Raw genomic sequence first — 26253 nt, 5'->3', positions numbered from 1 at the left:
TCATGGAGAAGGGGCGTTTACTTGGCCTGGGCGTCGGCCCGGGCGATCCAGAGCTGATTACCCTCAAGGCGCTGCGCTATCTGCGTGATGCTCCCGTCGTTGCCTACTATGTCGGCAAGGCGAAGCGCGGCAATGCCCTGACGAGCGTCAAGCCGCATCTGCGCTCGGATCAAATCCGTCTGCCATTGGTCTATCCCATCACCGGAAAGAAGCCGGATCCGCCATACGACTACGAGGGTGTGATGCGCGCCTTCTATGACGAGGCCGCCGAGCAGGTGGCTGAGCACCTCGCGGCCGGGCGCGACGTTGCGGCCCTGTGCGAGGGGGATCCCTTCTTCTACGGCTCCTTCATGTACCTGCACGATCGGCTCGCCGAGCGCTTCGAGACGGAGGTCGTTCCCGGTGTCTGCTCCGTGGTGGCCAGTGCCTCTGTGCTGCGCACGCCGCTGGTCTATCGTGACCAACGGCTCCAGGTGCTGGCCGCGACCTTGCCGGAAGCGACCCTGGCCGAGATGCTCTGCGGCGTCGAGGCGGCCGCCATCATGAAGCTCGGCAGCAACTTCGAGAAGGTGCGCCGGGTCATCTTCGACCTCGGGCTCCAGGACCGGGCGCTCTACGTCGAGCGCGCGACCATGGACGGCGAGCGCATCCTGCCGTTCGGTGAGATCTCACCCGAGAGCGTGCCCTATTTCTCCATGGTGCTCATTCCGGGCGAGCGGTGGAAGGGCTGATGGCGTCCCTAGGTGGGCCTGTGCCGCTCCTCATCATTGCCGACGTAACGGGCACGGACATCGCCGAGCGCTTGCGGGCGGCCTTGCCCGACTGGGGCTTGGAGCCTGTGCCGGCGGATGGCGACCCGGGCCGCCTGACACACTTCCTGAGCGCTGCGCTTGCCGCCGCTCGCCCGGTCATCTTCGTCGGGGCACTTGAGCCGCTCGTCATGGCCCTGGCACCGGCACTAGGCAGCCGCGAGCACGCCTTCGTCGTGGTCGCGGTCGCCGCGGATGCTTCGAGCGTGACGCCTGTCCTTGGTCTAGGGCAGGGTGCTGACGCTTTGTCCCGAGCGCTGGAGCAGGCGCTGCGCGCCGCGCCGCCAGCGCCGCGACCTGGTCGGCTCGCGGTGATCGGCCTTGGACCTGGTGCCCCGGAGTTGATGGCGCCCGCCGTGCGGGATGAGCTGGACCGCGCTCAGGATATCGTCGGCTATACCACTTACGTGCGCATGGCCGGGAACCTTCGCCCAGAGCAGCGCATTCTCGACTCAGACAACCGCTGCGAGATGGAGCGGGCGCGTTTAGCGCTCCGACTTGCGGCCGAGGGGCGGCACGTGGTCGTGGTTTCCTCCGGAGATCCAGGCATCTTTGCCATGGCGACGGCCGTCGTCGAGGCACTGGATGAGTCCGACGAGCCCGCTTGGCGCAACGTCGACCTCGCCATTCTACCGGGTATCTCCGCCGCTCAAGCCGCCGCCGCTCGGGTCGGTGCGCCGCTCGGTCATGACTTCTGCATCATCTCGCTGTCGGACAATCTCAAGCCCTGGTCTCAGATCGAGCGCCGGCTGGAGCATGCCGCCCAAGGTGACTTCGTCATCGCGCTCTACAACCCCAGCTCCAAGGCGCGGCCCTGGCAGCTCTGTCAGGCGCTGGAACTCCTGAGACGACATCGGCTGCCCGCGACCCCGGTGGTGCTCGGCCGCGACGTGGGGCGTCCGGCTGAGCGGGTGCTGACGACCACCCTGGGTGAGGTGCGGCCCGATCAGGTGGACATGCGCACTGTCGTCATCATCGGCTCGTCCCTGACGCGCCAGTTCCCGCGCGGCAATGACAGCGACGGCGGCGCCTGGGTCTACACCCCACGCTGGTATCCGGACGGCGAGCCCGCGGAGCACTGACGCCAGTCAGCCTAACGCCGCCTGAGCGTCCGCTCGATCCACGCGAGAGTCTCCGTCACATTTCGCGCCAGCGGGACTTGGGGTCGCTTGGGGCGCTCGCGCATGATGACGCGGATCCCGCGCTCGCGTGCCGCGACCAGCTTGTCCGCGGTCGCTTCTCCGCCGCTGTTCTTGCAGACGATGGTGTCGATACGCTGTGCGTCGAGCAGTCTGCGCTCGCGCTCCAGATCGAAGGGGCCACGCGAGAGCAGCAACTCCGACAGACGAAAGGGCGGCATGGGGTCGGGGGGCGTCACCACACGGATCAGAAACCAGATGTCGTCCAGCCTGGCGAAGGGGGTGAGTTCCTGCCGGCCGACGGCGAGAAAGACCCGTTTCGCAGCAGTCTCCCTCAAGGCGTCGATTGCCGCGTCCCAATCATTGACAGGGCTCCAAAGATCGCCTGGGGTGGCGACCCAAGCGGGACGCTCGAGCCGTAGCAGCGGGACGCCTTCCAAGCGGCAAGCCTCGGCCGCGTTCCAGCCCATGCCCGAGGCGAACGGGTGGGTCGCGTCGACAACCGCCTGGATTCCCTCATCCCGCAGATACTTGGTCAAGCCTGGGACACCGCCGAAGCCGCCGATGCGTGTCTCGCCGGCCGCCAGGCGCGGATTGGCCGTCCGTCCGGCGAGTGACGTCATGACGCTGAGTGTGGGGGTGGTGGCGAGGGCGTCGGCGAGCCCATAGGCCTCGGTCGTGCCGCCGAGAATCAGGATGCGGGATGTCATGCGGGGATAGCTACTGGTGGCGCACCCTGGCCTTGTTGCGATATGTCGCCGTGCTGGGCGTCGCAGCGCGGTCTGCGGTGAAGGGGCTGGTGCTGCGGGTTGGCGGGAATCGGTCTGGGCGCATGGCCGTGGCGCTCGGCGCCACGGCAGACCTGACATCGCGGAGCCATGCCAGGTGCAGCGGTTAAGGCAGGCTGATCCGCGTCATGATCCCATCTTTGAGCCGCCAATGCTTGATGCCAGCGGCGATATGGATCAGCACTAGGACCCCGACGATCAAGCCGCCGATCCCGTGGTAGAAGAACATCATTTCGCCGAGTTCTTTGTTCTCACCGATGATCCCGGGAAGCGTCATGCCGAAGAACTGAATGGGGTAGCCGGAGGCCGCGGTCGCAATCCAGCCGCCGATCGGCAGACCGATCAGGAAGACGTAGAGCAGCAGATGGATGCCGCCGCCGACCAGACGCTCCAAAGCCCCGAGCGGCGGGTCATAGGGCGGTGGCGGTGTGCGCAGGCGCAGCACGATGCGCAGGATGGTGAGCAGCAGGAGCAAGATGCCGAAGCTCTTGTGGACCATGTAGAGCGTGTTGGTGGTCTCTTCACCAAGCAGGTCCTTGAGTCCGCCGTAGCCGAGTGCCCAGAAGGCCAGGCCGGCACCGAGCAGGCCGAAGACGATGAGTGCAATCAGCCAGTGGAGCAGGCGCTGCAGTAGGGTATAGCGCGGGATGGTGGCCAAGGTTGTCACCTCGTGTTCAATACAGGGATGGAGAGGGTTGGAAAGCTCGGGTCCGAGTTGGACCGCGCGCCTATCTTATACGCGCTGCGGGCAAAGGGCAGCATTTTGCTCAGACATGGATTCATCATGTCTTGGTTGATGCTTCGCGGTCGTGCCTCAATTGCTTGGGGGTCTTCAACCGAACGGAGCCCCGGGCATGGTGACCACCAGCATTCAACCCTCACCGAGCCGGCTGCAAAGCGCGCTCGGCTACCTCAATTGGGTCTTCAATCCCTTCCAACGGCTGGGCGTCGTGGGTGTCTACGACCTGCTCTCGACCGGCTCACCCACGGAGAAGGGGCTCTATCTCAACCTGGGATACTGGCCGGACGCGAAGGACCTGGATAGCGCCTGTGACGCCCTGGCGATGCTGGTCGCGGACAGCGCGGACATGGGCGCTGGCGATCAGGTCCTGGACGTAGGCTACGGCTTTGGCGACCAGGACCTGCTGTGGGCGCGTCAGTGCCGTCCGGAGCGCATCATTGGGCTCAATGTGACGGCCTCGCAAGTGGCTGTGGCGCGTCAGCGGGTCGAGGCGGCCGGGCTTGGCGATCGCCTCGACCTGCGTCAGGGCTCGGCGACCCAGATGCCGCTCGAGGATGCCTCGGTCGACAAGGTCGTCGCCGTCGAGTGCGCCTTTCATTTCGTGACTCGGGAGGATTTCTTGCGCGAGGCCTGGCGTGTGCTGCGCCCCGGCGGGCGCCTGGTCACGGCGGATATCCTGCCGATGCCCAGGGTCAGCGGTGTCTGGGCGCGTTTGAGGCAGGGGCTGTCCTGGTGGCTGGTGGCCAGCAAGTTCGCCATTCCGGAGGCGAATACCTACACCCGACCGACCTACCATTCCCTGCTGACCTTGCGCGGATTCGAGGATGTCCGTGTGGAGTCGATTCGCGATCAAGTCTACGCGCCGCTGCATGCCTATCTCCAGCAGCACCCAGAGACCGTCCGGCGCCTGCATCCGATCGCCAGACTGGCCGCGTATTTTGCACTGCGTTTCGACGCGAGCAGCGTCTACAGCGGCCTAGACTACGTCTTGGTCAGCGCGACGAAGCCAGGCTAGGTCTGACGTCAAACCGCCGTCTTGAAGGCCCGATCCGGCACCGCGCCTGGATGCGGCTGCCGCGATTGGTCTCACTCATCTCGCTGCCGCGTCCGCTCACTGGCCTCGACCAGCAAGGCGATGAAGCGGTACCCGGCGTGGACCAGCTTGCTGTAGGGCATGAGTAAGAAGAACGCGAGTACGCTCCCGAGATGGATTGCCAGCAGGAGCCCCATGGCGGCCGTCTCGCGCCAGAGCAGCAGGGCCAATCCCGTCAGGGCGACGGACAAGAGCAAGACCAGCAGGGCGTAGTCCGCCTTGAGTGCGACCGCTGCGGTAGGCTCCCGGTCTCCATGCCGCTTGAGCCAGAGCAGTCCGGCGATCGCGGCGGACATCAGCAGGCCGCCCAGGGTGCCCAGGACCACAGGTGCGCTGGTGAGCGGGTAGGGCGCCTCCCACCCCAGCGCGTGATGATAGTAAGTTGCGACGCCCGTTGCCGCGAAGCTGAGCAAGAGTCCGAGCACCATGCCTTGATGGATCCACCGCCGCTTGTGCGAGGGCTGCTCGTCCAGGTCATTGCAGCCCGGTCCGCCGCCGCTCAGGTTGCGCAGGAGTAGGACATCGCGCAGCGCGCTCAAGAGGGCGCGCAGCGTCAGGGTGACAGCTTCTGTCCGAGCGGCACGCCAATAACGGTGCAGACCCATCCCGAAGGCGAGCATCGACCAGGCGAGCGGCAGCAGTCCCAGGACCAGCATCCAGCCCCAGGGCATGATGCGATAAAAGGCGCCGGGGCCGGTGTGCTGCGCGAAGAGGATGTCGTGGGGGAGGCTCCATAGGACGAGGGCGAGCAGGAGTCCGACCGCGCCGAGACCGACCATCACCGCAGTCAGGACGCCGCGCTCGAGCAGGCCGGCGAAGGCGCGCGGCCAGGCGTAGTCGGCGTAGCTTTGGTGGCGCATTTCAGCCAAGGCGCGCGGGACATTGACGGCGAAGCCGTGCGGCGGTGCGTACTGACAGGCGTAGAGACAACTGCGGCAGCCGTGGCAGAGGTTTGCCAGGTGCGCAAGGTCGCCGTCCGCTAAGCGCGGCCGGTGCTTGGCGGCCTCGAAGAGATCGCAGAGGCCGTTGCAGTAGCCGCAGGCGTTGCAGATGCCGAGCACGCGGCGGGCTTCAGTGCGCCGCTCATCGCTGGGCATGGCGCGCGGCCTCCTGCCCGGCAAGGCGCCCGAAGACGATCCCAATGGTCAGCGCAAGCCCTGAGACATAGCCGCGCGGGATGATATTCGGCGCCATGATCATGCCGGCGGCGAAGAGGTTTTCCATCGCTCCACCCTTGGTCAGTCTCACGCGGGTCTGAGCGTCGATGCCGACCCCATGGTAGGTAAAGGTGATTCCGGGCCGCATGGGGTAGGCAGCGAAGGGTGGCTCGGTGAGGGGCAGGGCATGTCCGGACTTGGGGGGATCCAGCCCGACGCTGTGCCAAGCGGCCGTATCCCCAGGATCATCCGACGCACGGACGGCCGCGTTGTAGTCCGCCACCGTCGCCGCGAGCGCGACGGGATCGATACCCATGACCTCGGCGAGCGCCGTGACGCTCGCCGCGCTGAGCGGCGGGTAGAGCGAGGGCGGGGCCGCGCGGACGCCGCGCGCGTCCAGGATGAGGTGGCCGATCTGTCCCGGAAAGCGCGCCAGACGCTGTCCCCAGAGGGCGTAGCGGGTCGAGGCCGTGTCGCCGCCTTCATCGTAGGCGCGTCGCCCCCTGACATCGACGACGATGCCCGCCGGCATGCAGCGCACACGGGTCGCGATACCGCCGTCGTCGTCGGGCGAGCGCGCATCGACCGCGACCAGGTAGGCGTGCTCGGGGTCGCCGACCGACACGGCGCCTTGAGCGAGCATGGAGCGCAGGACCTTGCCCTCGGCGTAGGGTGTTCCGCGGTTGATGAAACCCTCGGCCGCGTCGCCCCAGTGGGTGCGCAGCCAGTCGCGGCTGGCCTGGGCGCCGCCGCAGCAGGCGATGACGGCCCTTGGGCTGAGGGTGTGGACATGGCCGCCGGAGCTGATGGTCACTTGCTCCAGCCGGCCGTCGCGGATGCTGAGATCCTGGACTTCGGTGGCGTAGTTCAAGACCACACCAAGGCGCTCGGCGGTCGTGTAGAGGGCGTTGAGCATGGACTTGCCGCCGCCGAGCAGGAAGGCCGTCTTGCGCGAGGGCGGCAGCACGCCACTCGCGTGAGACTGGAAATGCACGCCGGCCCCTTCGAGCCAGTCCGTGATGTCTTCCGAGCCTTGGATGAGCAATGGGGTCAGTATTGCGTCTATGGTGCCGGCCGTGGCTCGCTCTAGATCGGCCCAAAACTCCGTCTCCGGATAGGGGCCTGTCGAGAGCGGGGTCGTCTTTACATGCATGAATCGCAGGTTACGCGAATGCCGGGTGTTGCCGCCCCGGAGTCCGCGCGGGGCCTGCTCCAGCAGGCGCACGGAGACGCCGGCCCGGCGCGCCGCGATGGCCGCGCACAGCGCTGCGGTGCCGCCGCCGATGACCAGCACATCGGGGGTGGCGCCCAAAGGGTTTGGATCAGGCATCAGCGTGGATGGCCACCCGGCATGATGGCGAACGAGACGGGGCGTTTGACAAGGACTCGTGGAGCTGAGAAGAATAGTTGGCTTTATCGCCGCAAAGGTTATCGGCGCAAACTCTATCGACGCACAATACGCAAGGTCCATCACCTCATGCAAGAATCCCTTTCACCGAGCCGCCGGCGCGGCACTGACGATGGGCACACCGCTCGTGGGTAAGGTCTGGTTCGTCGGCGCTGGACCTGGCGCGCCCGATCTCATCACGGTGCGCGGTGCGCGGCTGCTCGCGGACGCAGGCGCCATCCTCTACACGGGCTCCCTGGTGGCCGAAACCGTGCTCGAGTGGGCGCCCGAGGGCTGCGAGATCGCGGATTCCAAGTCCATGGATCTTCAGCAGGTGACAGCCTGGCTGCTGGAGCGGGCTCAGCGCCACGAGACCGTGGTGCGGCTGCAGACCGGAGACCCTACCCTCTACGGCGTGCTGGCCGAGCTGGCCCGTCCGCTGGACGAAGCGGGGATTCCGGTCGGCATCGTCTCCGGGGTCTCCTCCGCCATGGCCTCGGCCGCCGCGGCCGGAGAGTGTCTGACCCTGCCCGAGGTCACCCAGACCGTCATCTTCACCCGACTCTCCGAGCGGACCCAGATGCCGGAGCGCGAGTCTTTCGCCTCCTTGGCGGCGCACCATTGCACCCTCTGCATCTTCCTGTCGATCGAGCGCATCCAGGCGGTGGCGGATCATCTCATCGCTGCCGGCTGGCAGTCGACAGCGCCCGTGGTCGTGGTCCACAAGGCGACCTGGCCCGATGAGGAGTTGGTGCTGCGCGGGACGCTCGAAGACATTGCGGAGCGCTGCCGCGAGGCCAAGGTCGAGCGCCAGGCATTGATCTTGGTGAGCCCGGCGCTGGGCGCGCGCTCAAGCGCTCGGACCCAGGCGTCCAAACTCTACGACGCCGCCTTTCCGCGCCGTTTCCGCCCCGCGCGCTCGTCTGGTGCAGCGACGGATTAGCCGCCGTTCCATGCAGCTCGAAGACACCGAACGCTATGTCCTAACCCGTCAAGGTCGCTACCTCTCGGCGACCTTCAAGCGTCCGCATCGCGTCCTCAGCACCTGCCGCATCAACGGCGGGCTGCGGGAGGACCTGACCCATATCGCCAATCATCAGAGCTGCGAGGGCGTCGCCCACGTCGTGCGCGATCGCGCGGTGTCTGGTCACGATGCCTATCATCGCCACGCCTGTGGTGCGGGCGAGCTGCCGCCGGAATCAACCGCACTCATGGCGACCGCCGCCAACATGCAGTGCGCGACACTTGCCCAAGCCGCCTATGAGGATCTCGCGGTGTCCGTCATTGCAACCGCCGGTGTCTTGGGCAATGCGACCCGTGCTGGCGACCCGGCCGGTTGGCACGAATACCAGGACGGCAGCCGACCCGTCGACCGCGCAGCCCATGGGTCGACCGCGGTCGCTTCGGGCACGCCTGTCTCGCCGTCGGAGTCGGGCTCAGGTACCATCGTGACCCTGGTCTTCGTCAACCAGCCCTGCACGCCAGCGTGCCTGGTGCGGGCCGCGACCATGGTGACCGAGGGCAAGAGCGCTGCGGTGTTGGACCTGCGGATGCCGAGCCTGCAATCTTGCGGCCTGGCGACCGGAACCGGGACGGATCAGCTCGCCATCGCTGCCCCGCTGGCGCGCGACGGCGACTGGGAGCGGCATTGGGCCGGCAGCCACAATACCCTTGGCGAGCTGATCGGTCGAACGACCCACGCGGCGGTGACCCGCTGCCTGCTGTTGCAGAACGGGCTGTGCCCTGAGCTGCGCCGCTCACTGACGGCTGCCTTGGGGCGGCATGGTTGCGATGAGTCGGTCTTGCGCGAGGTTGCTCGCGCCGAGCTCGAGGCGAGCGATGCCCACTGCTTTGAGCAGAATGTGCTCGCCATCGTGCATGACCCCATGAGCGCCGCTGCGGCCTATGGTATGGCCGAGATCCTCGATCTGACGCGCGGCGGGGTGCTGCACGCGGAGGTCGCCCGCGAGGCGATATTGAATCAAGCGGCGCTCTTGGCGGCCGCCGTGGCGGTGCGGCCGGAGTCGCTCGGCGAATTTCGCGGATCGCTCCAACCCTATCAGGATTTGACGCCAGGCCGGCTCGCAGCCGTTGCGGTCGTCAAAGGCTTCGAGAGGAAGTGGACATGAACGAACATCTCGCCCTGGTCATCGGGGCTTGTCTGCTGGATGTGGTCTTCGGTGACCCCGTCTACCGCTTTCACCCCGTGCGTTTGATCGGCGGCTGGAGCCAGTTCATCGAGCGTCTTCTCTTCGAGCGCGGACGCAATGACCGCAAGGCCGGTGTCATCCACTGGACGATGGTCGTCGGGGGTGCGCTGGTCGCCTGGTTGACGATTCACTTGGCATTGCTGCTGGTGAGTCCGGCATTGGCGACGGCCTGGGATCTCTACATCGCCTACAGTCTCTTGTCGCTGCGTGGGCTGCTCGAGCAGGGGCAGCGTGTGCTCAAGAGTCTGGAGGATCTCCCCAAGGCGCGCGAGCACATGCGGATGCTGGTGGGGCGTGATACCGAGCCGCTCAAGCGCGACGGCATCGTCCGCGCCGCGATCGAGAGCCTGTCCGAGAATCTGACGGACGGCGTCCTGACACCCTTATTCGCACTCTGTCTCTTCGGTCTGCCGGGCCTCATCCTGGTGAAGGCCGTCTCGACCCTGGATTCGATGGTCGGCTACAAGAGCGAGCGTTACCTGGACTTTGGCTGGCTGAGCGCGCGCAGTGACGATTGGGCCAACTGGCTGTCGGCCAGACTCTCGGTCGTCTTGATTGCCCTCTCGGCGGCCATCCTGAGGCTCCATCCACTCCTCGCCCTGCGCTCGGCTTGGCAGTATCACGCCATCCTGCCCAGTCCAAATTCGGGCTGGAGCGAGGCGGCCTGCGCCGGCGCCTTGCGGGTGCGCCTGCTCGGACCCGTTTGGGTCAAGGGTCAGCTCATCAATGAGGCCTACATGGGCGATCCCGACTGGCCGGCCGACTTGGGGCCGGATCACCTGCGCACGGCGCTCAACCTCCTCCTTATCTGCTGCGTGCTGGCATTCGTGCTGGGCGTGATCATTGCTCCGATACGCATGCTGATGCCCTGGTGAGCTGAGAGGCTGTCTGAATATTGCAATTGCCCGAGCTGTAGGGGCGAATTCATTCGCCCTCTCGCCAGTGCCAAGGGCGTCTAAAGTCGCCCCGAGGTTTTTCAGACAGCCTCTGACCCTGAGAGTTGGAGACGCTCCTGCGGCCTTCTCGTCAGCAAGCTGTGCGCGCGATCCGCGCTGTCATCAAACCTTCACACCTGCTCTGCGTACAGTGGTGTAGCTTGCGCGGCTCGCCAAGTATTTCACTCACCATCCGTCAGGCTTTTGGATCGACCCTGATGGTTGTTGGTGTCGGATGTTACGCATGGGTGTTGCAGACCTCGGAAACTCTCATCTGCGTGTGAGGGCCGCTTTCCTCGCCGCTTGTTCCCTTTTGCTCCTCGCCGGGCTGGGTTGGTCTGCTGCCCGCGACGGCGGCAACGCCGCGCCAAGCGGGGCGGCGCGATCCGTTCAGGCCGATCGGGCGCACCTGGTTCGGGACGCGCGCCTGCGCAATCAGGTCGCCTACGTTGTGCCGCAGTGCTATGTCTTGCCGCGCGGCCCCGACGGTGCCCTTCGCAATCCTTGCTACCTCTGCCATCAACGCGGGCAGCTCCCTAACTACATCGATGACAGCGGCTTTCAGCAGACCTTCGAGATGGCCTCCGCTGCACTGCGGAACCCTTGGTCGAATCTCTTCGAGGATCGCTCGGAGCGGATCGCTAAGATCGACGACAGCTGGATGCGCGACTATGTGCGCGGCAGCAACTACCGCGCCTCCGACGGCAGGCTGATCCTCGCGGCGCGCCTGGAAGCGCTGCCGCAGGATTGGGATCTTGACCAAGACGGCACCTGGAACGGCTACCTGCCAGACACTTACTTCCGTTTCGACGATCAAGGCTTCGATCTCGATCCAGAGGGCGCCCCAACCGGCTGGCGCGCCTTCGCCTACTATCCCCTGCCAGGCACCTCTTGGCCGACGAACGGCTCGGCTGGCGATGTGCTGATCCGCCTCGCAGACGCCTTTCGGCGCGATGCCGACGGCAAGCTCGACTCGCAGATCTATGCGCTGAACCTCGCCATCGTCGAGGCGCTGATCAAGCGCGCCGACGTCGCGATCGATCCGGCCGACGAGCGCGCCCTTGGCGTCGATCTGGACAAGGACGGCCAACTCGGTACGGCGACGGTCATTCGCTACGACTGGGCGCCCCTGGAGGGCCGCTCCATGTCTTATGTCGGCATGGCCGCGCAAGCGCAGCGCGCCGGTAGGCTGCATCTGGCCGCGGGACTCTATCCCGAGGGCACCGAGTTGCTGCAAAGCCTGCGCTATCTGGATGTCGACGACCAGGGGCATGTCCGCCCGGCAGCGCGCATGAAGGAACTCCGCTACGCGCGCAAGAACGCCTGGTACAGCTACGCTGAACTCAAGGGGATTGCCGACCGAGAGAACGCGGAGCGGCGCGAGGCCGAGAATGATGTCGTGAAGCAGGCCCCAGGCGACTACGAGCGGGGTCTCTTCGCGCAAGGCTGGGTCTACCAAGGCTTTATCGAAGACGCGCGCGGTCAGCTCAGACCGCAGACGCAGGAGGAGACCCTCTACTGCATGGGCTGCCACGGTGGTATTGGCGTCACGACCGATACCACCTTTGCCTTGGCGCGCAAGCTGGATTCCAAGACCCCTGGACAGGGCTGGGGGCACTGGTCCCAGCGGGACGGCTTCAGGGTCGCGGAGCCAGTGGTCGAGATCGAAGGGCTGGGCGCCCAGCCCGAGTACAGCCACTTCCTCATGGCGACGCGCTCGGGCAGCGATTTCCTCGTCAACACGGAACTCGAGGCGCGCTTCTTCGATGACGAGGGTCGTCCGCGACCCCATGCCTTCGAGCGCTTGCACCAAGACATTTCAGTGGCGCTGCTGCCCTCTCCCGAGCGCGCCATCCGGCTCAACAAGGCCTACCGCACCATCGTCGAGGATCAGGGGTTCGTGCGCGGACGCGAGGTCAATCTCGCGCCCATAACACAGCTGCTCGCCGTGGTTCCCAAGGATCTGCCGACGGGGATCGAGCGCCCAACACAGGTCCAGGCAATTGCGAGCGCGCACAAGCCTGAGCTGTCCTCCAAGGCCGGCGCTGCCGACGACAAGGCCGTCGCGCGCGCTGCCCCCTGAAATCCCATCGGGGCTCGAACACACCTGCGGTGTCTTTTCGCGGCAGTCGGCATCCGCCTCGGCATCGCGTTGACGGGCGCTAGCCCCTAGCCTAGGCTGCTCCAGTTCGCGCCAGGGCGTTGGGGGCTGGGTGATGCAATCCGTGATCATGGTTGTCGGTCTTGTCCTCTCGAGACCGGACAGCGTGCGTCCCACTCGGCGCGCGCTCAAGCGGCTGCGGGCTCGATGCCGGGCGCGCGGCCGCGACCGCTGCGGTTGGCTTGACCTGGCGCTGATCTTGCTTGGTTACAGCATGATCTTTGGCCCTACCAGCATTTTGGCGGACCCTCTGCAGCTCGGCCTAGACTTGAGTGCGGGATACGACACCAACCCGGCCCAGAGCCAAGAGGGTCCCGAGCTGGCCTTCGCGCGCTATGCAGTGACTCTGTCGCGCCCAATACCCTGGAATGAGTCCAATCTCGGACTCTCGATCGGCGGCTGGTACCGCGACTATGAGGCGGCCAACGACAGCTACCGGCTTACGCTGGGCGCGGATTGGCAGCATGATCTCTGGGAAGGACTGGGCTTGCTGCGCTTGGCACTCGAAGGCGCGGCCTACCGGGATGCCTTGGTGCCCGCGGATGAGCGCGACGAGATCGCAGTCACAGCGCGCGTCGCCCGTATTCTGAATGCGCGCGCGACGCTCGGGCTGACGGCCGAGGCGCGCCGTTTGGCCTACCGCAATGCGTCTCTGCCTTGGTCCGGCCGGCCGGGATCCAGCCGCGCGGGGGCAAGCGCCGGTCGGTCCGAGAGCGCGGGCATGGGGCTTGCGACCCGACGCGACGATGACTTGTTCGGTGTCGGTCTCGATCTGTCCTATGACTGGGCCCCGGAAGTTGCGACGCGCCTGTCCCTAACGGCTGCGCGTTGTGACTCGCCGGTGCCCGTCCAGGCCTACTGGCGGCATGGTGTCGGGCTGGATGTCGAGACGATACCGCGCGCGAGTTGGCGGCTCAGCTTGGGCTTGAGCCTTTCCAGAACCGCCTATGATCGAGCGCCGCGTCGCGACACTCGAACGGACGATCAGCTCGGTGCCAGCTTGGCGCTCCGCCGAGACCTTGGCGAGGTCGAGGGCTTCTGTGCGCTTGCTTGGCTGAAGAGCGACTCGACGGTCGAGTCGCGCTCGTTTCGACAATGGGTGAGCAGTTGTGGCTTGGCCTGGTCCTATTAGGAGCCCATGGTCCCTGGCTGTCTGGATGCTGGCGGCGAGCATGCTGGCGGCGAGCATGCTTGCGGTAGAGGCGGCGGAGCCTGTGCTGGCGCGGGTGCTATCGATCGATGGTGATCGCGTGACCTTGACGCTTGACGCCCAGGCCGAGGTCGCCGCACCGCGAATGATCCTTCTGGTCGACGCGGCAGGGCTGCCGCAAGGCGTCAAGGCGGGGAGTCTGGTTCGCGTCTGGCCCGGACGCGAATCTGGACCCGACGGGGTCAGTCTGGGGGCGCGTCTGTCACCGTTGCAGACGGACCTTTCGGGCGCTGATCGCACCGGGGTGCGGGCGCGTCTCATGTACGGTGCTGAGCGCGGCTTTGGTGGTGGTGGGCGCGGTGGTCGCTGAACCGCGTCGACCTGGTCTGCCGGCCCCTTGGATCGGGCATCTGCTGGTCTTCGGTCTGCTCTTTGCCATGGTGCTGGCCTGGTTCTTCCTGCAGACGCGGCAGGCACAGCGGGTGTTCTTGGAGGATGCGAGCGAACACTCGCGGCTCTTGGCGGATGCCGTGGTGCTGCATACGCGTGGCGCGCGCTTGGCCGAGGAGGCGACCGAGACCATCCTGACGGGCTTCCTGGAAAGCTCGGCGCGTTTCGTGGGCTATCTCGACGGTATCGCACCTTTTCGCGCCGATGAACTCGCCGCCTTCGCTCAGGAAGCCGGGCTGTCCATGATTCGCATCCAGCGCCCGGACGGGATCGTCCAAGGGCCTGAGGACGGGCACGCCAACCTTCCCCTCGACTGCTCGCAGCTCGGTCGCCTCATCCGTCTGGAGTCGGCGCACCAGATCCTGCTCGGCGTGCCGTCCCAGGCCGGTGAGGGCTGCATCTTGGTGGGCATGGGCAGCAGACAGATCGAGGCACTGGAGCAGGCGATAGGCGTCTCCCGTGCCTTGCAAGCCGTGCAGGAGCTGCCGGCTGTGCTCAAGGTGAAGTTGGTCGAGGGCGCCGCAGGGGGAGACGGCGCGGCGGCGGAGGGCGAGCCGCCGAGCGTCGCTTTGCGTCAGACTCGACAGGGCGAAACCATTGCGCAGGCGACTGCCATGATCGACGGCTCCTTGCTGCTCCTCGACCTGGATGCCGGGCCTCTGTTGGCAATGCGCGAGCGGCTTTGGTGGGAGTTTCTCGGTTTCGTCGTGATGCTGGCGCTCTCTGGTGTGCTCGGCGCCTGGCTCCTCTACCATCATCAACGGGCCCATGAGCGTCAGCTCTTGGATTATGAGCGCAGACTATCCGTGCAGCGCGAAGAGGCCGGACTCGGCAGGGCGGCGGCGGCCATCGCACATGAGATCCGTAATCCCCTCAACGCGATGGCAATGGGGCTGCAGCGGCTGCAGCTCGAGGCGGATGGTCTGAACTCAGAGCACCGCCGGCTCGTCGCGCTCCTGCGCGAGGCGGTTCAGCGGACCAACGGCACGGTGACCGGGCTCTTGGATTTCGCGCGTCCGGTGCAGCCACGGCGGCTACCTGTCGCTTTGAATGCGCTCGTCGAGGATCAGCTGAGCCTCTATCAGGCGCGCATTCTGGACTCAGGTATCGCCCTTGAGCTGGATCTCCCCTCTGATCTCTGGGTGGACGGCGACCCTGACCTGCTGCGGCAGGTCGTGGACAATCTGCTGCGCAATGCGCTGGAATCGGTCAGTTCGGGGGAGTGCATCCAGGTGCAGGGAGCGCGGGAGGCTGGGCAGGTGCTGCTTTCCCTGAGCAATCCGGGACTCTCGGCCGAGGTCAGCGATGTCGAGCGGCTCTCGGAGCCCTGGTTCACGACCAAGCCGACCGGCACCGGGCTGGGGCTGGCCATCTGTAAACGCATCCTCCGCGCCCATGACGGAGATCTGCGCCTGCGCGTCCCAAGGCCGGGGTGGCTGACCGCGGAGGTCTGGATGCCAATGCCGGCCAACGGATGAGACCAAGACGATGAAGATACTCATTGCCGATGATGAGCCGATGCAGCGTGAGCTGCTGGCTGGCTTCCTCTTGAAGCAAGGCTATGCGGTGTCCACTGCCGCGGATGGTGAGGAGGCCCTGGTGCTGTTTCAGCGCGAGCATCCCCAGCTCGCGCTGATCGACCACCGGATGCCGGGCCTTATGGGCGATGCGCTGCTGGTCGAGATTAAGGCGCGCAATCCGCTGGCAAGAGTCATCATGATCACGGCCTATGGGGAGGTCGGCACTGCGGTGACGGTGATGAAGGCTGGGGCGGACGACTTTCTCGAGAAGCCGATCGATCTGACCCAGTTGCTCGAGAAGATCCAGCAGATCGAGCAGGATCTCGACATTGCAGACGACGTCGCCGAAGTGGCCGAGACCTTGGCTGCCGGGCCTCTTCCGATGGAGATCATCGGCTCCAGTCCGAGCATGCAGGAGACGCTGTCCGTCGCACGGCGTGTTGCCGACAGCCCCTGGAGCGTGCTCATCCAGGGCGAGACGGGTACCGGCAAGGAACTGATCGCGCGGCTCATCCATCTGCTCGGGCCGACGCCGGATGCGCCCTTCGTCGAGGTCAACTGCGCCGCGATTCCAGAGAATCTGTTCGAGAGCGAGCTGTTCGGGCACGAGAAGGGTGCCTTTACGGGTGCCGACCGTCAGCGCCGCGGTCGCTTCGAGCTGGCACGGGGCGGCACGCTCTTTTTGGACGAGGTCGGTGAGCTGCCGCCTCTGCTGCAATCCAAGCTCCTACGAGCGTTGCAGGAGAAGCGCATTCATCGCGTCGGTGGTGAGCGGGACATCGCGGTCGATACCCGCGTGATCGCAGCCACCAATCGCGATCTGCGCGCCATGGCGGAGACCGGCGCTTTTCGTGAGGATCTTTTCTTTCGCCTCAACGTGCTGGATGTCGAGCTGCCGCCGCTGCGTCGGCGCCGTGAGGACATTCCCGAGCTGGTCGCGCATTTTCTCAAGCGCTACGCCAGGCGGCCCACCCGTGTCGGCCTGGAGACCATGGATCTGCTCGTTCGCCACGACTATCCGGGCAATGTGCGTGAGCTGGAGCACATCATCCAGCGCAGCCTGACACTTGCCCGCGGCACCGTTCTGCAGCCCAAGGATCTTCCCGAGGAGGTGCGGCAGGGGCCCCAGGTGCACCAAGGCGCCCTGCAGGAGCGCCTCGACGCCATGGAGCGTGAGATGCTGAGCGCCGCGCTCGCGCAGGTCGACTGGGTTCAAACCCAGGCTGCGGAACGGCTCGGCATCAGCGAGCGGGTATTGAGGTACAAGATGGGCAAGCATGGCTTGCAGCGGCCGAAGGATTGAACCTGGATCCTGCGATTGGACTTGGGAAGCGTCCATGCTGGATCCAGGCGGAGGGGAGTGGTGGTTCCGGACTCCTCGCGACGCGGAATCTGCGTGCTCCCTCGCTCAAGCCGGAGCACGTGATGCTATCCGCGATCTTGCTCAGCGGCGCCCACCCTTGCCACTGGTGCCATTGCCCTTGCCGCCGGCGCCATTGCCCTGGCCACCGGCCTGCATTTCGCCGTTGATGATGGCGTTGAAATCGTCGTCATCCAGGACAGTGTTGTCGTAGGCAATCCCGAGCAGCGCGAGTTCGGCGACGAAGGCTCGCAGATGATTGTAGGAGCCTCTCAATAGGTTGCCGTAAACCTTGTCGAGATCCTCGTTGTCGCTTTCCTCGATAGCGGCGATGAGATCGTCGATGTCCACTTCTTCGATCAATCCACCCACGTTCAGCGCTGCTTCGTAGGAGGCCAGTCCGTCGGCGAGCAAATCGTCGTGAAGCACTTGCAGGTCGTCGTCGAAGAAACTGCCGACTGCCTTGTCTCCGACTGGGTCCTCAAGGTTGTATCTGTCCAGCATTGCTTTCACCGCATCCATGTGGGTTTGCTCAGCCTCGGAAATGTTCGCAAACACGGGGCTGTATTTACCCCATGCCTCGTTCAGCTGGATATAGACGTCTCGAGCAACCTTCTCTTCTTCGCGCATGAAGAGGAGTGTGCTCTCCTCTTCGAAGTTGAGGTCACTGAGTGCGATTGGTCCGGTCGGGTTACCGCCCGGACCCTTCGAAAAAACAGGCGTCGCAACCAAGGCTCCAGTCAGCGCAATGGCGAGAATGTTGGTCTTACTGCTCATCTTCTTCTCCTCGTTTGGGATGATGCCCAGTGGGATGATGCCCAGTGTTGATAAGCAGCTCTCATGCCATAGGGCTTCGGTATCGACATCAAGCGCTTGCGGGGGCTTTGTCGAAGCGGGTTCGACAAGTGGCGTTGGTCTCGACAAAAATGTCGAGCCTGGGCCTTGGCGCATCTGTGGGATGCGTTCTGAGGTAGCCGAGGGACTTGGTCATCAGTCGGGCCGGGTGGACGAGCGAGCGCGAAGTCCACCGAATCCCGCGTCGGCGTTGGTGGACTGCGCTGCGCTTGTCCACCCTGCGGAAGACGACTGGCGCAACGAAACGATGATCGACGCCTAGCCGAGGATTGTCCGAGTGCGCTGGGTCGTTGTGGCGATGCTCAGCGCAGATAGCGCTCCGCAGCGGTCAGGAAGTCCTCGGGCGGTGGGAGGTCGGAAGGCGTCAGCTTGAGCAGCAGGAGGATGGCCGGGCGGCCCTGTGCGGTATGCAGTTCGCGGAGGATGATGCGGTGTCCGGAGGGATCGCGAGGATGGCGTTCGATGTTCATGGCGTCTAGATGCAGGCTGATGTCCCGGCTCCAAAGCTGGCGACCCGCGTCCATCAGCACCTCGGCCACCATCTCCAGATGGACTTGAAGCACCTTGTCCTCAGTCCCCAATCGGTGCAGCTGATGGGTGATCCGCTCGAGTTCGGCAACCAGGCTCCGCCGATCGTGAAACCCTGCTTGCGGCGGCTGGAAGCTGAGATCGCCGCGCTCCAGCGCATCCAGCTTGCGCCTGAGGAGGTCGCGTTGCCGCGCGAGATCCACACGCTCCACCTGAGCCGAGGCGATGCGCGCCAGGGCGAGCGTCACGACTTGATCGAAGGCGCGCTGCTTGAGCAAGCGGCGTGTCTCAAGCTCGTCTGCGGACGGGTCCACAAGGTGATGTCCGGCAAAGTTGACCGCGACCTGGGGTACGTCGCGGCGCATCTGGCCGTCGACCAGATCCCGCCCCAGGACGTGCTTCTCGATCCTTTCGGCTCGCAGTAGCGTTGTGACCTGCGTGGCGTAGCGTCCGGGACCGGCCAGGAAGTTCCTTAGCACCCTGTCTCGACCAAACTGCTCCAACATGAATTCTGCGGATGCGAAGACGGCGGACAGCTTAGGCTCTTCGTGATAGCGCTCGCGCGCGGCGATCAAGGGTTCGGGGAGTTCGTCCACCAGTGCGACGGCGTGGTCGAGGGCCGTGACGACAGGCTCGAGAAGCCGTTTGCGGTAGCCGGATAGGAGCCGCAGTCGTGAATCCGTGCCGTCCACCGCGCGCTCGATGGCAGCCTCGATCTGCGACTTGGGGTAGCGTCCCGGAGCGTCGCCACCATCATGGAAGAGTGATCGAAAGAACATCATGGGTCCCGGAAGGGTTGATCGGACCTTAGGCGATTTCTGTCAATCGCCTTAGGCGATCGGCTCATTGCTCGTCCGGGGGTGTCTCCTCCTCTGGCGGTGTGACTTCCTCTGGGAGCTGGGCAGCTGGACGACGACGCTGATCGCGCTGTCGCTCGATGATGCTCTCGATCGCGCCGCTCAACTTCTCCGCGGCACCCTTGACGGCCTGGTCCATGGTCGCGGCCTGGTGCGTCGCAGCGATCGGCTGGCGGCCTTCGAGACGGGCTTCCATCATGCATCGCTGGCCTTGTTGACCGCTCTTGTCGGCGTTCGTCTCGCTGAGATGGACCTCCACACGCGTGATGCGGTCGCTGACGCGACTCAGCGCCTGCTCCACGACGCTACCGGCCCAGGCGGTCAGTCGTTCGTGACCTTCGATATGACGATCGGTATTGATTCGGACCTGCATGCTGTTCTCCTCATCCTGCTTCAGTTGTGATTTGTCAGTACGAACGACAGCGGTTCCGCCGCGAGCGCATTCTGCACTCGAATCAGCCGGTTCGCGAGTCGACTGCGGTCACGCGGCGACGCGATGCTGCGCTTGGCGGCTGCGGTGATCTCTTTCGCCCGCTGTCGGAGCATCCCAGTCAGACTCCGGGCGACGCGGGAAGCCATGCAGCGTCCAGAATCTCCTGCACTGTCCATGGGCAGGATTCGGGGAAATCGTCCAAACCTGTTTCATCGGATGCCTTGGCAACGGCATCCGAGCAGACGCCTGACCACCAATCCCCATCATTCAATGCTGCTTTCAGACTGGGTGTCTTCTTGATACAGATCGCCAGCGCGTTGCGTTGTTCCTTGATCGTCCGTTGCCAGCGCTTGCCTTGCCGTTGCGGCTGATGCTGCCATTTCAGGAGGTGGGCCAGGAGGATGGCCATACGGCTGGCCAGCTCGCGCTTTTCGCTTTTGCCCACGTCCTCGATCTCCTCCGCGATGTGCTCGACATCCAGTTGGGAAAAGGCCCCGGCACGCAACAGCCGCGCCTGCTCGTTGGCCCAGACGATGATGTCGCCGTCGTAGGTCTTGAGTGACATTCGCGCCTCCCAGCGAGGGTGGTATAACCTGAAGATTGGTCCTGAGAGAAGTTTAGGCCAAAGGCGATGGCTCGGGCTCAGTTCTAAGAAAGTGTCCATCAATTGTTTCCCGATGCGAGCGATGCCGCCCGAAATCCCCCCTAACCCCCCTTTGCGAAAGGGGGGAAGTTGTTGATGGACGCTTTCTAAGCGTCTGCTTCCTGCTTCCGATTCCATGATCGCCCGCTCGGTGACAGTTCCGCGATGGGTGCAGACTGACAGGGCCTATGATTCAGCACGTCCCTCGTCGACGGAATCTTGAGCACATGCCCTTCACCCCGCTGCATCTCGGACCTGGCCTTGCCCTCAAGGCCCTCGGTGGTCGCCACTTCAGTTTCTTGACCTTTGGCCTCGCCCAGGTCGCCATGGACATCGAGCCGCTGTTGGGCTTGATGACAGGTGCCGAACGGCTGCACGGTCCGACCCACACCTACCTGGCCGCGCTCGGTATCGCCTTGGCGGTCGCGGTCATCACGCCTCTGCTTGGGCGACCCATCCTGCGGCGCTGGAATCGTGAAGTCGAGTGGGTGCGATTGCCCTGGCTTATCGTTCCGGAAGACTTTTCGCGCCTGCCGGTGCTCATGGGCGCCTTTCTTGGCACCCTCTCGCATGTCTGGCTCGATAGCCTGATGCATGCCGACCTGACGCCGCTGGCGCCTTGGTCTGAGGTCAACGGCTGGTTGGCTGCCGTGTCCGGGGAGTCGCTGAGGGTCGGATGCCTGGTGGCGGGGCTGGTGGGCCTGATCGCCTGGACCGTCCGGGCTTGGCATCGCGGGCGGCGTCAGTCCAGCGCCAGCGGCCGTGTCCGGTGTCGAAACGCTTGGTCAGCGGTAGAAGATCGAGACGACCGTCAGTCCCGCGTTTCCACCAGCCGTCGCATAGTGCAATGAGGCTGCGCGGAATTCCGGCCACTCCCATCCATAGATCCCGTGCCTGGGGTCGCTGGAGGACGGCGGGCCGAGCACCTCTGAAACGGCGGGCAGGAGTTGGCGTGTCCGATCGGGTCCCGGAATCTCGAGCAGGATCGCGGCGACGCGATCGCTGCCCGGGTGGGTCTCGACACTGATGTCGATCGCGCCATAGCGGCCTTTGAAGTAGCCGCTGTCGGGATTCATGGGCGCGGCTCGCTGCAGATAGAGGAGTTCGGGCAGCGGCTGGTCCTGGCGGACCTCTCTGAGCACCGTCGCGACGTCTGTGACCGGATCCGCCAGGCTGAGTCCCGTTGTTAGCAAGAGGAGGGCGCTCGTCAACAGCGCCGCTCGCAGCACCTCTCGCAGGAGCATGGGTGCGCTCCCGGATCTCGATTGTTCAGACATCGGAGCACCTCATGGGGGCGGACACAGGGCGTCCAGTGGACGTGATCGAGCGTTTCACGCATTGCTCCAGCTGGTTCTTGGGGGTCTTCTGAATCCGGCCAAGCAGGGCGTGGGGCACGCTCGAAAGCCCGAATCTCTGCATCAGCTCCCGCTGCAGGTGCAGCGTCAGGTGCGTGGCCATCTCGGCGTCTGCCAGTGCGCGGTGCGCCCGTCCAGCGGCCGGGAGACCGGCGAGGTCGATCAGCGCCCCGAGCTTGTAGCTCGGCGCCTGGGGAAAGACCCGCTTGGCCACCAGCATGGAGCAGACGAAGTCTTGACTGCGCCGCCGGTCGATCCGCTCCAACTCGGCATCCCAGAACTTGCGGTCGAAGCTGGCATTGTGAGCCACCAGGGGCAGGGTACCGACGAAGTCCGCGACCTCGGCCATCACCTGCTCGGCGGGCGGGGCCTTGCGGACCATGGCGTTGGTGATACCGGTGAGGTGCTCAATGAAGGGCGGGATGCGGTGCCCTGTGTTCATCAGGCTGTGGTAGCGATCGACGATCTGCCCGTCGCGCACCAGGACAGCGGCGATCTCAGTTGCTCGATCCCCATACGCAGGCATCAGCCCAGTGGTCTCGAAGTCGATGACAGCCATGGTTTCCATCAGCACGATCACCCCAGTGTTCTCATTGCGTGAGCCTTGCGGATACCGGCCTGGTGCGTTCTATGCCGCGACGCCCGCCCCAAAGCTCGCACGATACCACTCCGCAGCTTATCTCTAGAGGCTTTGCGATGTCCGAGTCCAACCCAGCATGCAATGACACCGAACCGTCTTTGCGCCTGCTCGACGATGGCGGTTGTCCTCTGTGCCGCCGCGAGGATGCGGCGAGCACGCAACGCATCTGGATCCGAGATCGCGATGCCTTCACTCGCTGACGATGGCCAGGACCCGACGCCGACCAAAGACGTCAGTTGCAAGCCTGATCGGGACAAGGTCACCCGTCTTCACGTTGATGAGGTTTGGCTGCTGGGCCGAAAAGCGCTCACTCGGGCGACCGCGCCAAGAATCGGTGGTCAGACGCCAGAATCGGGCTGAGCCGCCTTGTCTGATGTCGGCGATATTCTGAGCCCGCACCCGGATCTGAAGGCTGTCTTGGGCATCGTAGGGGATATGCTGACAGATCAAGACGACAGCTGAAATCAGCAGGGTCAGCGAGAAGACGCGCACAATGCACTTCATCTGCGGCCAGCCGATCCTAGTGGCTCCAGCGCCTTCCAGGGCCGTTCTTGCTTGCCTGATCGCGGGCAGGGCGATCACAACGAAGGCGAGTAGAGCCCCGAGATAGAGCCATGCTGGCAGCGCATTGTTCGAGTCAAGGGTGATCCGCGAGTACCGAAGCTCCAGCCATTTGGCGATGCCCAGCAGCGCCACGGCCAGCGGGGGCCAGAGCCACCAAGCGCCGCAGCGAAGATCGGCGCCTGTCCCTGTCTGAGCCCCACCCGGCGCCTCGTCCATCACCAATGCCCAGTGCCTGGCTCGCCCTTGAAGGGTCCCACGACATCCTGAGTGATCCAGCCGCCATAAAAGCCGCCAGCCTGAGGACGAACCGGCTCACCCGCGACGAAGCAGTCTAGCCGTGAGGGATAGCACGCATACCAGCCCGCAATGGAGGCCGCTGCGTCGAACGCCTGAGGATAACGCCACAGGGCATCTTGGATGACCCCAGTGCCGGTCTGCACATGGAAATATTCCGCCTCGCCCTTCCACTCGCAGACAGAGCGGCGTTTTGATGGGGTCAGCATCCTCTGATTGAGCGCATCGGGCGGCAGATAGAAGGCCGGCGGACTACCCGTTTCCAGGGCGCGAATGCTGTGATGGGTCCGGACGAGCAGGGCATCGCCAGCGTAGACCTCGATCAGCCTCGCATCCGGAACATAGATTGGCGGGCGCGGATATTCCCAGACCGATTCCTGTCCCTCGGCGGGCGTCTGCGCGAAGTCCGGGCGCTCTTGACCCCGGAACCTCCAGGCGGCACGGGCACGCTCGAGTGTGTCTTGATCAATGGCCATGTTCCCCTCCACGGTGGCGCCCGCCTTAGGCACGGCGGGCAGTGGTTGTTCAGCCTACTCTTCGCGAATGTCCGAACCGCCTTCGGAAGATCATGATCTCGACCCGCTGCACCTCCCTCAGGGTCGTGCGCTCCAGGTCATGGCAGGACAGGAGGGCGATGCCTTGAGAGGTCCGGCTCCGCGTCGATGAAGGTCGTGGTCGGCGTCCAGCGGGTCCGGCTGGGGGGGCGGCTGCGAGCACAGATCCGCGACCGCTGGACTAGACTGGAAGTGGGATCTATCGCGGCCTGCTCAAGACTGCGGTGGATGGCGTCAACTGCAGCGGAGATTGCCATGTTCCAGATCCATTCGGCTCGAATCGTCACCGTCGCGGCCCTCTGCTTATTCCTGCTCCAATCGGGGCATACCTGGGCGGGACAGGATCTAAAGGCGGGCGCGGCGGCGGCGCTTGAAGTGCGCGTGCTAGAGGTGCAGATACCCCCAGGGCAAGGGGACCGCTCCGAGGTGCTCTATCGCATGGAGGTCATCTCGGTGCTGCGCTCCACCGTGCGGGTGACGCCAGGGGACACCATCGTCGTGCGCGCCTACGCTGCGAGCAAGGATGCCTTGGGCGAGGGCTCTGCGGGGCTGAAGGCCCCAGACCTCCTGGCCGCGGGCTGGATGGGAGTCGCCTATCTCAACCCCGACCCCAAGGCCAGCGGCCCCGAGGCGGGCCGGCAGTTCACCATCGCCGCAAAGGGCGACAGCTTCGAGGATATCCCGCAAGGTCCACCCTCCTTGAGATGGACCCAGTAGATCCAGGGGCGCCAGCTGGCCGCTGGCGCCTCTGGTCAGGCTGCGCTAATCACGCCCTAGAGTGAATGGGGCGGGGGCGGCGCTGAGGACGGCCGCCGATAGACGCTACCCGGCCGAATCGACCACGCCGATCCGGTGGTCAAACCTCGATCAGAGGATGGCTTCGTGAAGGCTGACCACATCTTGGCGTCGTCACTCACAGCTTATCCACAGTCCTGATCACAGGGGGCGGGGATAACCAGGCTCACGGCTTGGTGCTGATTCCTGCCAACACTTTTCTCTTCTCTGTCTGCTGCTTGCAAACAGAATAACCCCTTTTCATCGCTTCCCTCTCAGGGTACATCCGCCGAAGCTTCGTCCCACCTGGTCTCTCGGTCCTTTCTCGAAAGTTGGCACAGCAGCTGCAATAACCCTGGCAAGCGCAACAAGAGCGCGATGACTTCAGAACCATTCAACAGACATTCGGAGAGACATCATGCTGAACATCACTGACCTGACCCTTAGCCACGACCTCGACGCAGTGGCCATGACCAATGTTCGCGGCGGTTTCGCCATGAGCGATTTCGATTCCTTGTTCGGCACCGCGATCGTCAATGCCCCCGAGATCGACCTCGGCACACATGCCCTGCTGCAGAGCCAAGGTGTTGCCGTCGACCAATCCAGCAACATCGGTGGACTGAACCTGGTGTTCTCGAATCAGACCCAGAACGGCATCGCCGGTCAGGTCGCCTAACCCAGCATCCAGCTAGCCCCGAAGCATCTGATCTACAAACTGAAAAGCGATAGGAGAAATACCATGTTGAGCATCACCGACCTGACTGCTGACCGGACCCTCGATGAGGACGCCATGAGCGGTGTGAGCGGCGGCTTCGCCTTCGCGGGCGACTACGCCAGTGCCTTCTTCGGCATCGTCAATGCGCCTGAGATCGACCTCGGCACCCACCTGCTCGCCCAAGAGCAAGCCGTCGCCGTCGATCAGAGCAATGCGATTGGCGGGTTCAACGTCGTCGGCTCGAGCCAGACGCAGAACGGCATCAGCGGCCAGGTCTCCTTGTTCTAAGAAAGCGTCCATCAACAACTTCCCCCCTTTCGCAAAGGGGGGGTAGGGGGGATTTCGGGCGGCATCGCTCGCATCGGGAAACAATTGATGGACACTTTCTAAGGGCCTGCTCGAACGGTCGGGATGGACGCAGGATCTTGCTGAGTGCAGGACCTGCGTCACCAATCCAAAACGAGTCGCGCCTTGCCTGAACCATGCGCGGCGCCTACGCAACCGACTATGCGGTCCGATAATCAAGGCCCGTTCTTGAATGCCGGCGGCTTGACTCTGGGAGTTGAGTACGCCGGCACCCCTGAGCTGGACGGTACTCGACGCCTTGGCGCTCGATTCCAGCGATCGGCCGAGCCAAAAGCATCACTGGTGCCTGGCAACACCTCGACTATCGCCTCTCCCCCGACAATCGCCGCAGCCTCGGCGTCTATCCGGTTGTGCTCAGAATCTTCGACGGCGAGGGCCGGCTAGCGGCGAATTGTTGTGATCAAGCCATCACTGCAGTTGCGATCCCAGTCGCGCCCGAGGTCACCGACCTATACTGGGTGAGCAACGAGGCTGCCGGCGGCAAGATGGACCGACGGACACATCCTCAAAGGGCTATGGAGGCCACCCGCCGGATCCGCAGTGGCCTGACCGGGCTCGGCTGGCGCTACAATGGGTCCTCAACCTGGGGGAGGGCGCCGAGCGCACTCTGCTCATGGTGATGATGGCTCAGCGCGTGATCTGACCGAGCCTCTCGGCATCCGTGGGTGCTTGAGTATTCCGGCCGAATCCGGACACCTATTCCGATCCAAACCGGACACCAATCCGACGTCAAAGCGGACAGCATTCCGAGCTGAAAGCGGACACTGATCCGAC

Annotated in this window: 28 protein-coding genes and 1 pseudogene; 17 read left to right on the top strand and 12 right to left on the bottom strand. The window is 64.7% G+C overall.

Annotation, left to right across the window (positions count from 1 at the left end):
- Positions 1-2 precede the first annotated feature (2 nt).
- From G3480_RS06545 to cobJ, 3 genes and pseudogenes are all read left to right on the top strand, one after another.
- Positions 3-731: a precorrin-2 C(20)-methyltransferase gene (locus G3480_RS06545; RefSeq protein WP_164652919.1), complete on the top strand. Its 729-nt coding sequence runs from the start codon at positions 3-5 to the stop codon at positions 729-731.
- Positions 731-1081: pseudogene (locus G3480_RS29445) on the top strand (precorrin-3B C(17)-methyltransferase); the annotation flags it as partial. The gene G3480_RS06545 and the pseudogene G3480_RS29445, both read left to right, overlap by 1 nt.
- Positions 1079-1891 (top strand): precorrin-3B C(17)-methyltransferase, encoded by an 813-nt coding sequence (gene cobJ / locus G3480_RS06540; protein WP_420824609.1) that lies wholly within the window; start codon positions 1079-1081, stop codon positions 1889-1891. The pseudogene G3480_RS29445 and the gene cobJ, both read left to right, overlap by 3 nt.
- Positions 1892-1902: 11 nt before the next feature.
- On the opposite strand, the gene G3480_RS06535 is transcribed toward cobJ, so the two are convergent.
- Positions 1903-2658, bottom strand: coding sequence for a cobalt-precorrin-6A reductase (locus G3480_RS06535; protein ID WP_164652915.1), 756 nt, complete (start codon positions 2656-2658; stop codon positions 1903-1905).
- Here G3480_RS06535 and G3480_RS06530 point away from each other — a divergent pair.
- A complete protein-coding gene (locus G3480_RS06530) occupies positions 2652-2846 on the top strand; it encodes a hypothetical protein (protein WP_164652913.1) in 195 nt (64 codons plus the stop codon). The two genes, G3480_RS06535 and G3480_RS06530, sit on opposite strands and share 7 nt — an antisense overlap.
- Here G3480_RS06530 and G3480_RS06525 read toward each other — a convergent pair.
- A complete protein-coding gene (locus tag G3480_RS06525; protein WP_206171523.1) occupies positions 2843-3394 on the bottom strand; it encodes a cytochrome b in 552 nt (183 codons plus the stop codon). The two genes, G3480_RS06530 and G3480_RS06525, sit on opposite strands and share 4 nt — an antisense overlap.
- A 196-nt stretch (positions 3395-3590) precedes the next feature.
- On the opposite strand from G3480_RS06525, the gene G3480_RS06520 reads away from it, so the two are divergent.
- Positions 3591-4493 carry a class I SAM-dependent methyltransferase gene (locus G3480_RS06520; protein ID WP_164652911.1) on the top strand — a complete coding sequence of 301 codons (903 nt, stop codon included), beginning with the start codon at positions 3591-3593 and terminating at the stop codon, positions 4491-4493.
- Between the two features lie 71 nt (positions 4494-4564).
- Here G3480_RS06520 and tcuB read toward each other — a convergent pair whose 3' ends face one another.
- Positions 4565-5668, bottom strand: coding sequence for a tricarballylate utilization 4Fe-4S protein TcuB (gene tcuB / locus G3480_RS06515; protein ID WP_164652909.1), 1104 nt, complete (start codon positions 5666-5668; stop codon positions 4565-4567).
- Positions 5655-7058: an FAD-dependent tricarballylate dehydrogenase TcuA gene (gene tcuA, locus G3480_RS06510; protein ID WP_164652907.1), complete on the bottom strand. Its 1404-nt coding sequence runs from the start codon at positions 7056-7058 to the stop codon at positions 5655-5657. The genes tcuB and tcuA overlap by 14 nt, the downstream gene beginning before the upstream one ends.
- A 205-nt stretch (positions 7059-7263) precedes the next feature.
- Here tcuA and cobM point away from each other — a divergent pair, with 205 nt between their 5' ends.
- The 8 genes from cobM to G3480_RS06470 all read left to right on the top strand — a co-directional run bounded on the left by cobM (position 7264) and on the right by G3480_RS06470 (position 16844).
- Positions 7264-8058 (top strand): precorrin-4 C(11)-methyltransferase, encoded by a 795-nt coding sequence (cobM, locus tag G3480_RS06505; protein WP_476718465.1) that lies wholly within the window; start codon positions 7264-7266, stop codon positions 8056-8058.
- Between the two features lie 10 nt (positions 8059-8068).
- Complete coding sequence (locus G3480_RS06500) at positions 8069-9244, top strand: adenosylcobinamide amidohydrolase (protein WP_164652903.1); 1176 nt, start codon at positions 8069-8071, stop codon at positions 9242-9244.
- Positions 9241-10200, top strand: coding sequence for an adenosylcobinamide-phosphate synthase CbiB (cbiB, locus tag G3480_RS06495; protein ID WP_164652901.1), 960 nt, complete (start codon positions 9241-9243; stop codon positions 10198-10200). Before G3480_RS06500 ends, cbiB begins: the two co-directional genes overlap by 4 nt.
- 304 nt (positions 10201-10504) lie before the next feature.
- The gene (locus G3480_RS06490) at positions 10505-12343 is read left to right on the top strand and encodes a hypothetical protein (RefSeq protein WP_164652899.1); all 1839 of its coding nucleotides are present in this window, start codon (positions 10505-10507) and stop codon (positions 12341-12343) included.
- Positions 12344-12476: 133 nt separating this feature from the next.
- The gene (locus G3480_RS06485; protein ID WP_164652897.1) at positions 12477-13553 is read left to right on the top strand and encodes a porin family protein; all 1077 of its coding nucleotides are present in this window, start codon (positions 12477-12479) and stop codon (positions 13551-13553) included.
- Between the two features lie 55 nt (positions 13554-13608).
- A complete protein-coding gene (locus tag G3480_RS06480) occupies positions 13609-13941 on the top strand; it encodes a hypothetical protein (protein ID WP_164652895.1) in 333 nt (110 codons plus the stop codon).
- Complete coding sequence (locus G3480_RS06475; protein WP_338114076.1) at positions 13931-15499, top strand: sensor histidine kinase; 1569 nt, start codon at positions 13931-13933, stop codon at positions 15497-15499. The genes G3480_RS06480 and G3480_RS06475 overlap by 11 nt, the downstream gene beginning before the upstream one ends.
- 10 nt (positions 15500-15509) lie before the next feature.
- Positions 15510-16844, top strand: a complete 1335-nt coding sequence (locus tag G3480_RS06470) for a sigma-54-dependent transcriptional regulator (protein ID WP_164652893.1) — start codon at positions 15510-15512, stop codon at positions 16842-16844.
- 141 nt (positions 16845-16985) lie between these two features.
- Here the strand turns inward: G3480_RS06470 and G3480_RS06465 are convergent, their stop codons facing one another.
- The 4 genes from G3480_RS06465 to G3480_RS06450 all read right to left on the bottom strand — a co-directional run bounded on the left by G3480_RS06465 (position 16986) and on the right by G3480_RS06450 (position 20139).
- A complete protein-coding gene (locus G3480_RS06465) occupies positions 16986-17678 on the bottom strand; it encodes a DUF2202 domain-containing protein (RefSeq protein ID WP_164652891.1) in 693 nt (230 codons plus the stop codon).
- Between the two features lie 380 nt (positions 17679-18058).
- Positions 18059-19063, bottom strand: coding sequence for a hypothetical protein (locus tag G3480_RS06460; RefSeq protein ID WP_240905631.1), 1005 nt, complete (start codon positions 19061-19063; stop codon positions 18059-18061).
- A 64-nt stretch (positions 19064-19127) separates the two neighbouring features.
- Complete coding sequence (locus tag G3480_RS06455) at positions 19128-19514, bottom strand: HPF/RaiA family ribosome-associated protein (protein ID WP_164652887.1); 387 nt, start codon at positions 19512-19514, stop codon at positions 19128-19130.
- A gap of 178 nt (positions 19515-19692) precedes the next feature.
- Complete coding sequence (locus G3480_RS06450; RefSeq protein ID WP_164652886.1) at positions 19693-20139, bottom strand: DUF29 domain-containing protein; 447 nt, start codon at positions 20137-20139, stop codon at positions 19693-19695.
- Between the two features lie 305 nt (positions 20140-20444).
- Between G3480_RS06450 and G3480_RS06445 the strand changes: the two genes are divergently transcribed.
- Positions 20445-21068 (top strand): DUF4184 family protein, encoded by a 624-nt coding sequence (locus tag G3480_RS06445; RefSeq protein WP_164652884.1) that lies wholly within the window; start codon positions 20445-20447, stop codon positions 21066-21068.
- Here the strand turns inward: G3480_RS06445 and G3480_RS06440 are convergent.
- The 4 genes from G3480_RS06440 to G3480_RS06425 form a co-directional block, all read right to left on the bottom strand.
- Positions 21003-21494: a hypothetical protein gene (locus tag G3480_RS06440; RefSeq protein ID WP_164652883.1), complete on the bottom strand. Its 492-nt coding sequence runs from the start codon at positions 21492-21494 to the stop codon at positions 21003-21005. The two genes, G3480_RS06445 and G3480_RS06440, sit on opposite strands and share 66 nt — an antisense overlap.
- Positions 21487-22140 carry a 3'-5' exonuclease gene (locus G3480_RS06435; protein WP_164652881.1) on the bottom strand — a complete coding sequence of 218 codons (654 nt, stop codon included), beginning with the start codon at positions 22138-22140 and terminating at the stop codon, positions 21487-21489. The genes G3480_RS06440 and G3480_RS06435 overlap by 8 nt, the downstream gene beginning before the upstream one ends.
- A 261-nt stretch (positions 22141-22401) precedes the next feature.
- Complete coding sequence (locus G3480_RS06430; protein WP_164652879.1) at positions 22402-22992, bottom strand: hypothetical protein; 591 nt, start codon at positions 22990-22992, stop codon at positions 22402-22404.
- Complete coding sequence (locus G3480_RS06425) at positions 22992-23546, bottom strand: DUF427 domain-containing protein (RefSeq protein ID WP_164652877.1); 555 nt, start codon at positions 23544-23546, stop codon at positions 22992-22994. The genes G3480_RS06430 and G3480_RS06425 overlap by 1 nt, the downstream gene beginning before the upstream one ends.
- Positions 23547-23879: 333 nt before the next feature.
- Here G3480_RS06425 and G3480_RS06420 point away from each other — a divergent pair, with 333 nt between their 5' ends.
- From G3480_RS06420 to G3480_RS06410, 3 genes are all read left to right on the top strand, one after another.
- Complete coding sequence (locus tag G3480_RS06420; RefSeq protein ID WP_164652875.1) at positions 23880-24341, top strand: cytochrome P450 family protein; 462 nt, start codon at positions 23880-23882, stop codon at positions 24339-24341.
- Between the two features lie 475 nt (positions 24342-24816).
- Positions 24817-25074, top strand: a complete 258-nt coding sequence (locus tag G3480_RS06415; protein WP_164652874.1) for a hypothetical protein — start codon at positions 24817-24819, stop codon at positions 25072-25074.
- 63 nt (positions 25075-25137) lie between these two features.
- Entirely contained in the window at positions 25138-25401 is a 264-nt protein-coding gene (locus G3480_RS06410) for a hypothetical protein (RefSeq protein ID WP_164652872.1), read from the top strand.
- The last annotated feature ends 852 nt before the right edge of the window (positions 25402-26253 follow it).

It is taken from the genome of Thiorhodococcus mannitoliphagus (assembly GCF_010915725.1).
Taxonomy (GTDB): domain Bacteria; phylum Pseudomonadota; class Gammaproteobacteria; order Chromatiales; family Chromatiaceae; genus Thiorhodococcus; species Thiorhodococcus mannitoliphagus.
This window is presented reverse-complemented; position numbering and strand designations above follow the sequence as displayed.

What these genes read in the sequence shown, in the direction of transcription:
- G3480_RS06545 (WP_164652919.1), top strand. Translation starts at nt 3, where the DNA reads ATGGAGAAGGGGCGTTTACTTGGCCTGGGCGTCGGCCCGGGCGATCCA.
- G3480_RS06530 (WP_164652913.1), top strand. Translation starts at nt 2,652, where the DNA reads ATGTCATGCGGGGATAGCTACTGGTGGCGCACCCTGGCCTTGTTGCGA.
- G3480_RS06535 (WP_164652915.1), bottom strand. Translation starts at nt 2,658, where the DNA reads ATGACATCCCGCATCCTGATTCTCGGCGGCACGACCGAGGCCTATGGG.
- G3480_RS06520 (WP_164652911.1), top strand. Translation starts at nt 3,591, where the DNA reads ATGGTGACCACCAGCATTCAACCCTCACCGAGCCGGCTGCAAAGCGCG.
- tcuB (WP_164652909.1), bottom strand. Translation starts at nt 5,668, where the DNA reads ATGCCCAGCGATGAGCGGCGCACTGAAGCCCGCCGCGTGCTCGGCATC.
- tcuA (WP_164652907.1), bottom strand. Translation starts at nt 7,058, where the DNA reads ATGCCTGATCCAAACCCTTTGGGCGCCACCCCCGATGTGCTGGTCATC.
- G3480_RS06500 (WP_164652903.1), top strand. Translation starts at nt 8,069, where the DNA reads ATGCAGCTCGAAGACACCGAACGCTATGTCCTAACCCGTCAAGGTCGC.
- cbiB (WP_164652901.1), top strand. Translation starts at nt 9,241, where the DNA reads ATGAACGAACATCTCGCCCTGGTCATCGGGGCTTGTCTGCTGGATGTG.
- G3480_RS06490 (WP_164652899.1), top strand. Translation starts at nt 10,505, where the DNA reads ATGGGTGTTGCAGACCTCGGAAACTCTCATCTGCGTGTGAGGGCCGCT.
- G3480_RS06485 (WP_164652897.1), top strand. Translation starts at nt 12,477, where the DNA reads ATGCAATCCGTGATCATGGTTGTCGGTCTTGTCCTCTCGAGACCGGAC.
- G3480_RS06480 (WP_164652895.1), top strand. Translation starts at nt 13,609, where the DNA reads ATGCTTGCGGTAGAGGCGGCGGAGCCTGTGCTGGCGCGGGTGCTATCG.
- G3480_RS06470 (WP_164652893.1), top strand. Translation starts at nt 15,510, where the DNA reads ATGAAGATACTCATTGCCGATGATGAGCCGATGCAGCGTGAGCTGCTG.
- G3480_RS06465 (WP_164652891.1), bottom strand. Translation starts at nt 17,678, where the DNA reads ATGAGCAGTAAGACCAACATTCTCGCCATTGCGCTGACTGGAGCCTTG.
- G3480_RS06460 (WP_240905631.1), bottom strand. Translation starts at nt 19,063, where the DNA reads ATGTTCTTTCGATCACTCTTCCATGATGGTGGCGACGCTCCGGGACGC.
- G3480_RS06455 (WP_164652887.1), bottom strand. Translation starts at nt 19,514, where the DNA reads ATGCAGGTCCGAATCAATACCGATCGTCATATCGAAGGTCACGAACGA.
- G3480_RS06450 (WP_164652886.1), bottom strand. Translation starts at nt 20,139, where the DNA reads ATGTCACTCAAGACCTACGACGGCGACATCATCGTCTGGGCCAACGAG.
- G3480_RS06445 (WP_164652884.1), top strand. Translation starts at nt 20,445, where the DNA reads ATGCCCTTCACCCCGCTGCATCTCGGACCTGGCCTTGCCCTCAAGGCC.
- G3480_RS06440 (WP_164652883.1), bottom strand. Translation starts at nt 21,494, where the DNA reads ATGTCTGAACAATCGAGATCCGGGAGCGCACCCATGCTCCTGCGAGAG.
- G3480_RS06435 (WP_164652881.1), bottom strand. Translation starts at nt 22,140, where the DNA reads ATGGAAACCATGGCTGTCATCGACTTCGAGACCACTGGGCTGATGCCT.
- G3480_RS06430 (WP_164652879.1), bottom strand. Translation starts at nt 22,992, where the DNA reads ATGGACGAGGCGCCGGGTGGGGCTCAGACAGGGACAGGCGCCGATCTT.
- G3480_RS06425 (WP_164652877.1), bottom strand. Translation starts at nt 23,546, where the DNA reads ATGGCCATTGATCAAGACACACTCGAGCGTGCCCGTGCCGCCTGGAGG.
- G3480_RS06420 (WP_164652875.1), top strand. Translation starts at nt 23,880, where the DNA reads ATGTTCCAGATCCATTCGGCTCGAATCGTCACCGTCGCGGCCCTCTGC.
- G3480_RS06415 (WP_164652874.1), top strand. Translation starts at nt 24,817, where the DNA reads ATGCTGAACATCACTGACCTGACCCTTAGCCACGACCTCGACGCAGTG.
- G3480_RS06410 (WP_164652872.1), top strand. Translation starts at nt 25,138, where the DNA reads ATGTTGAGCATCACCGACCTGACTGCTGACCGGACCCTCGATGAGGAC.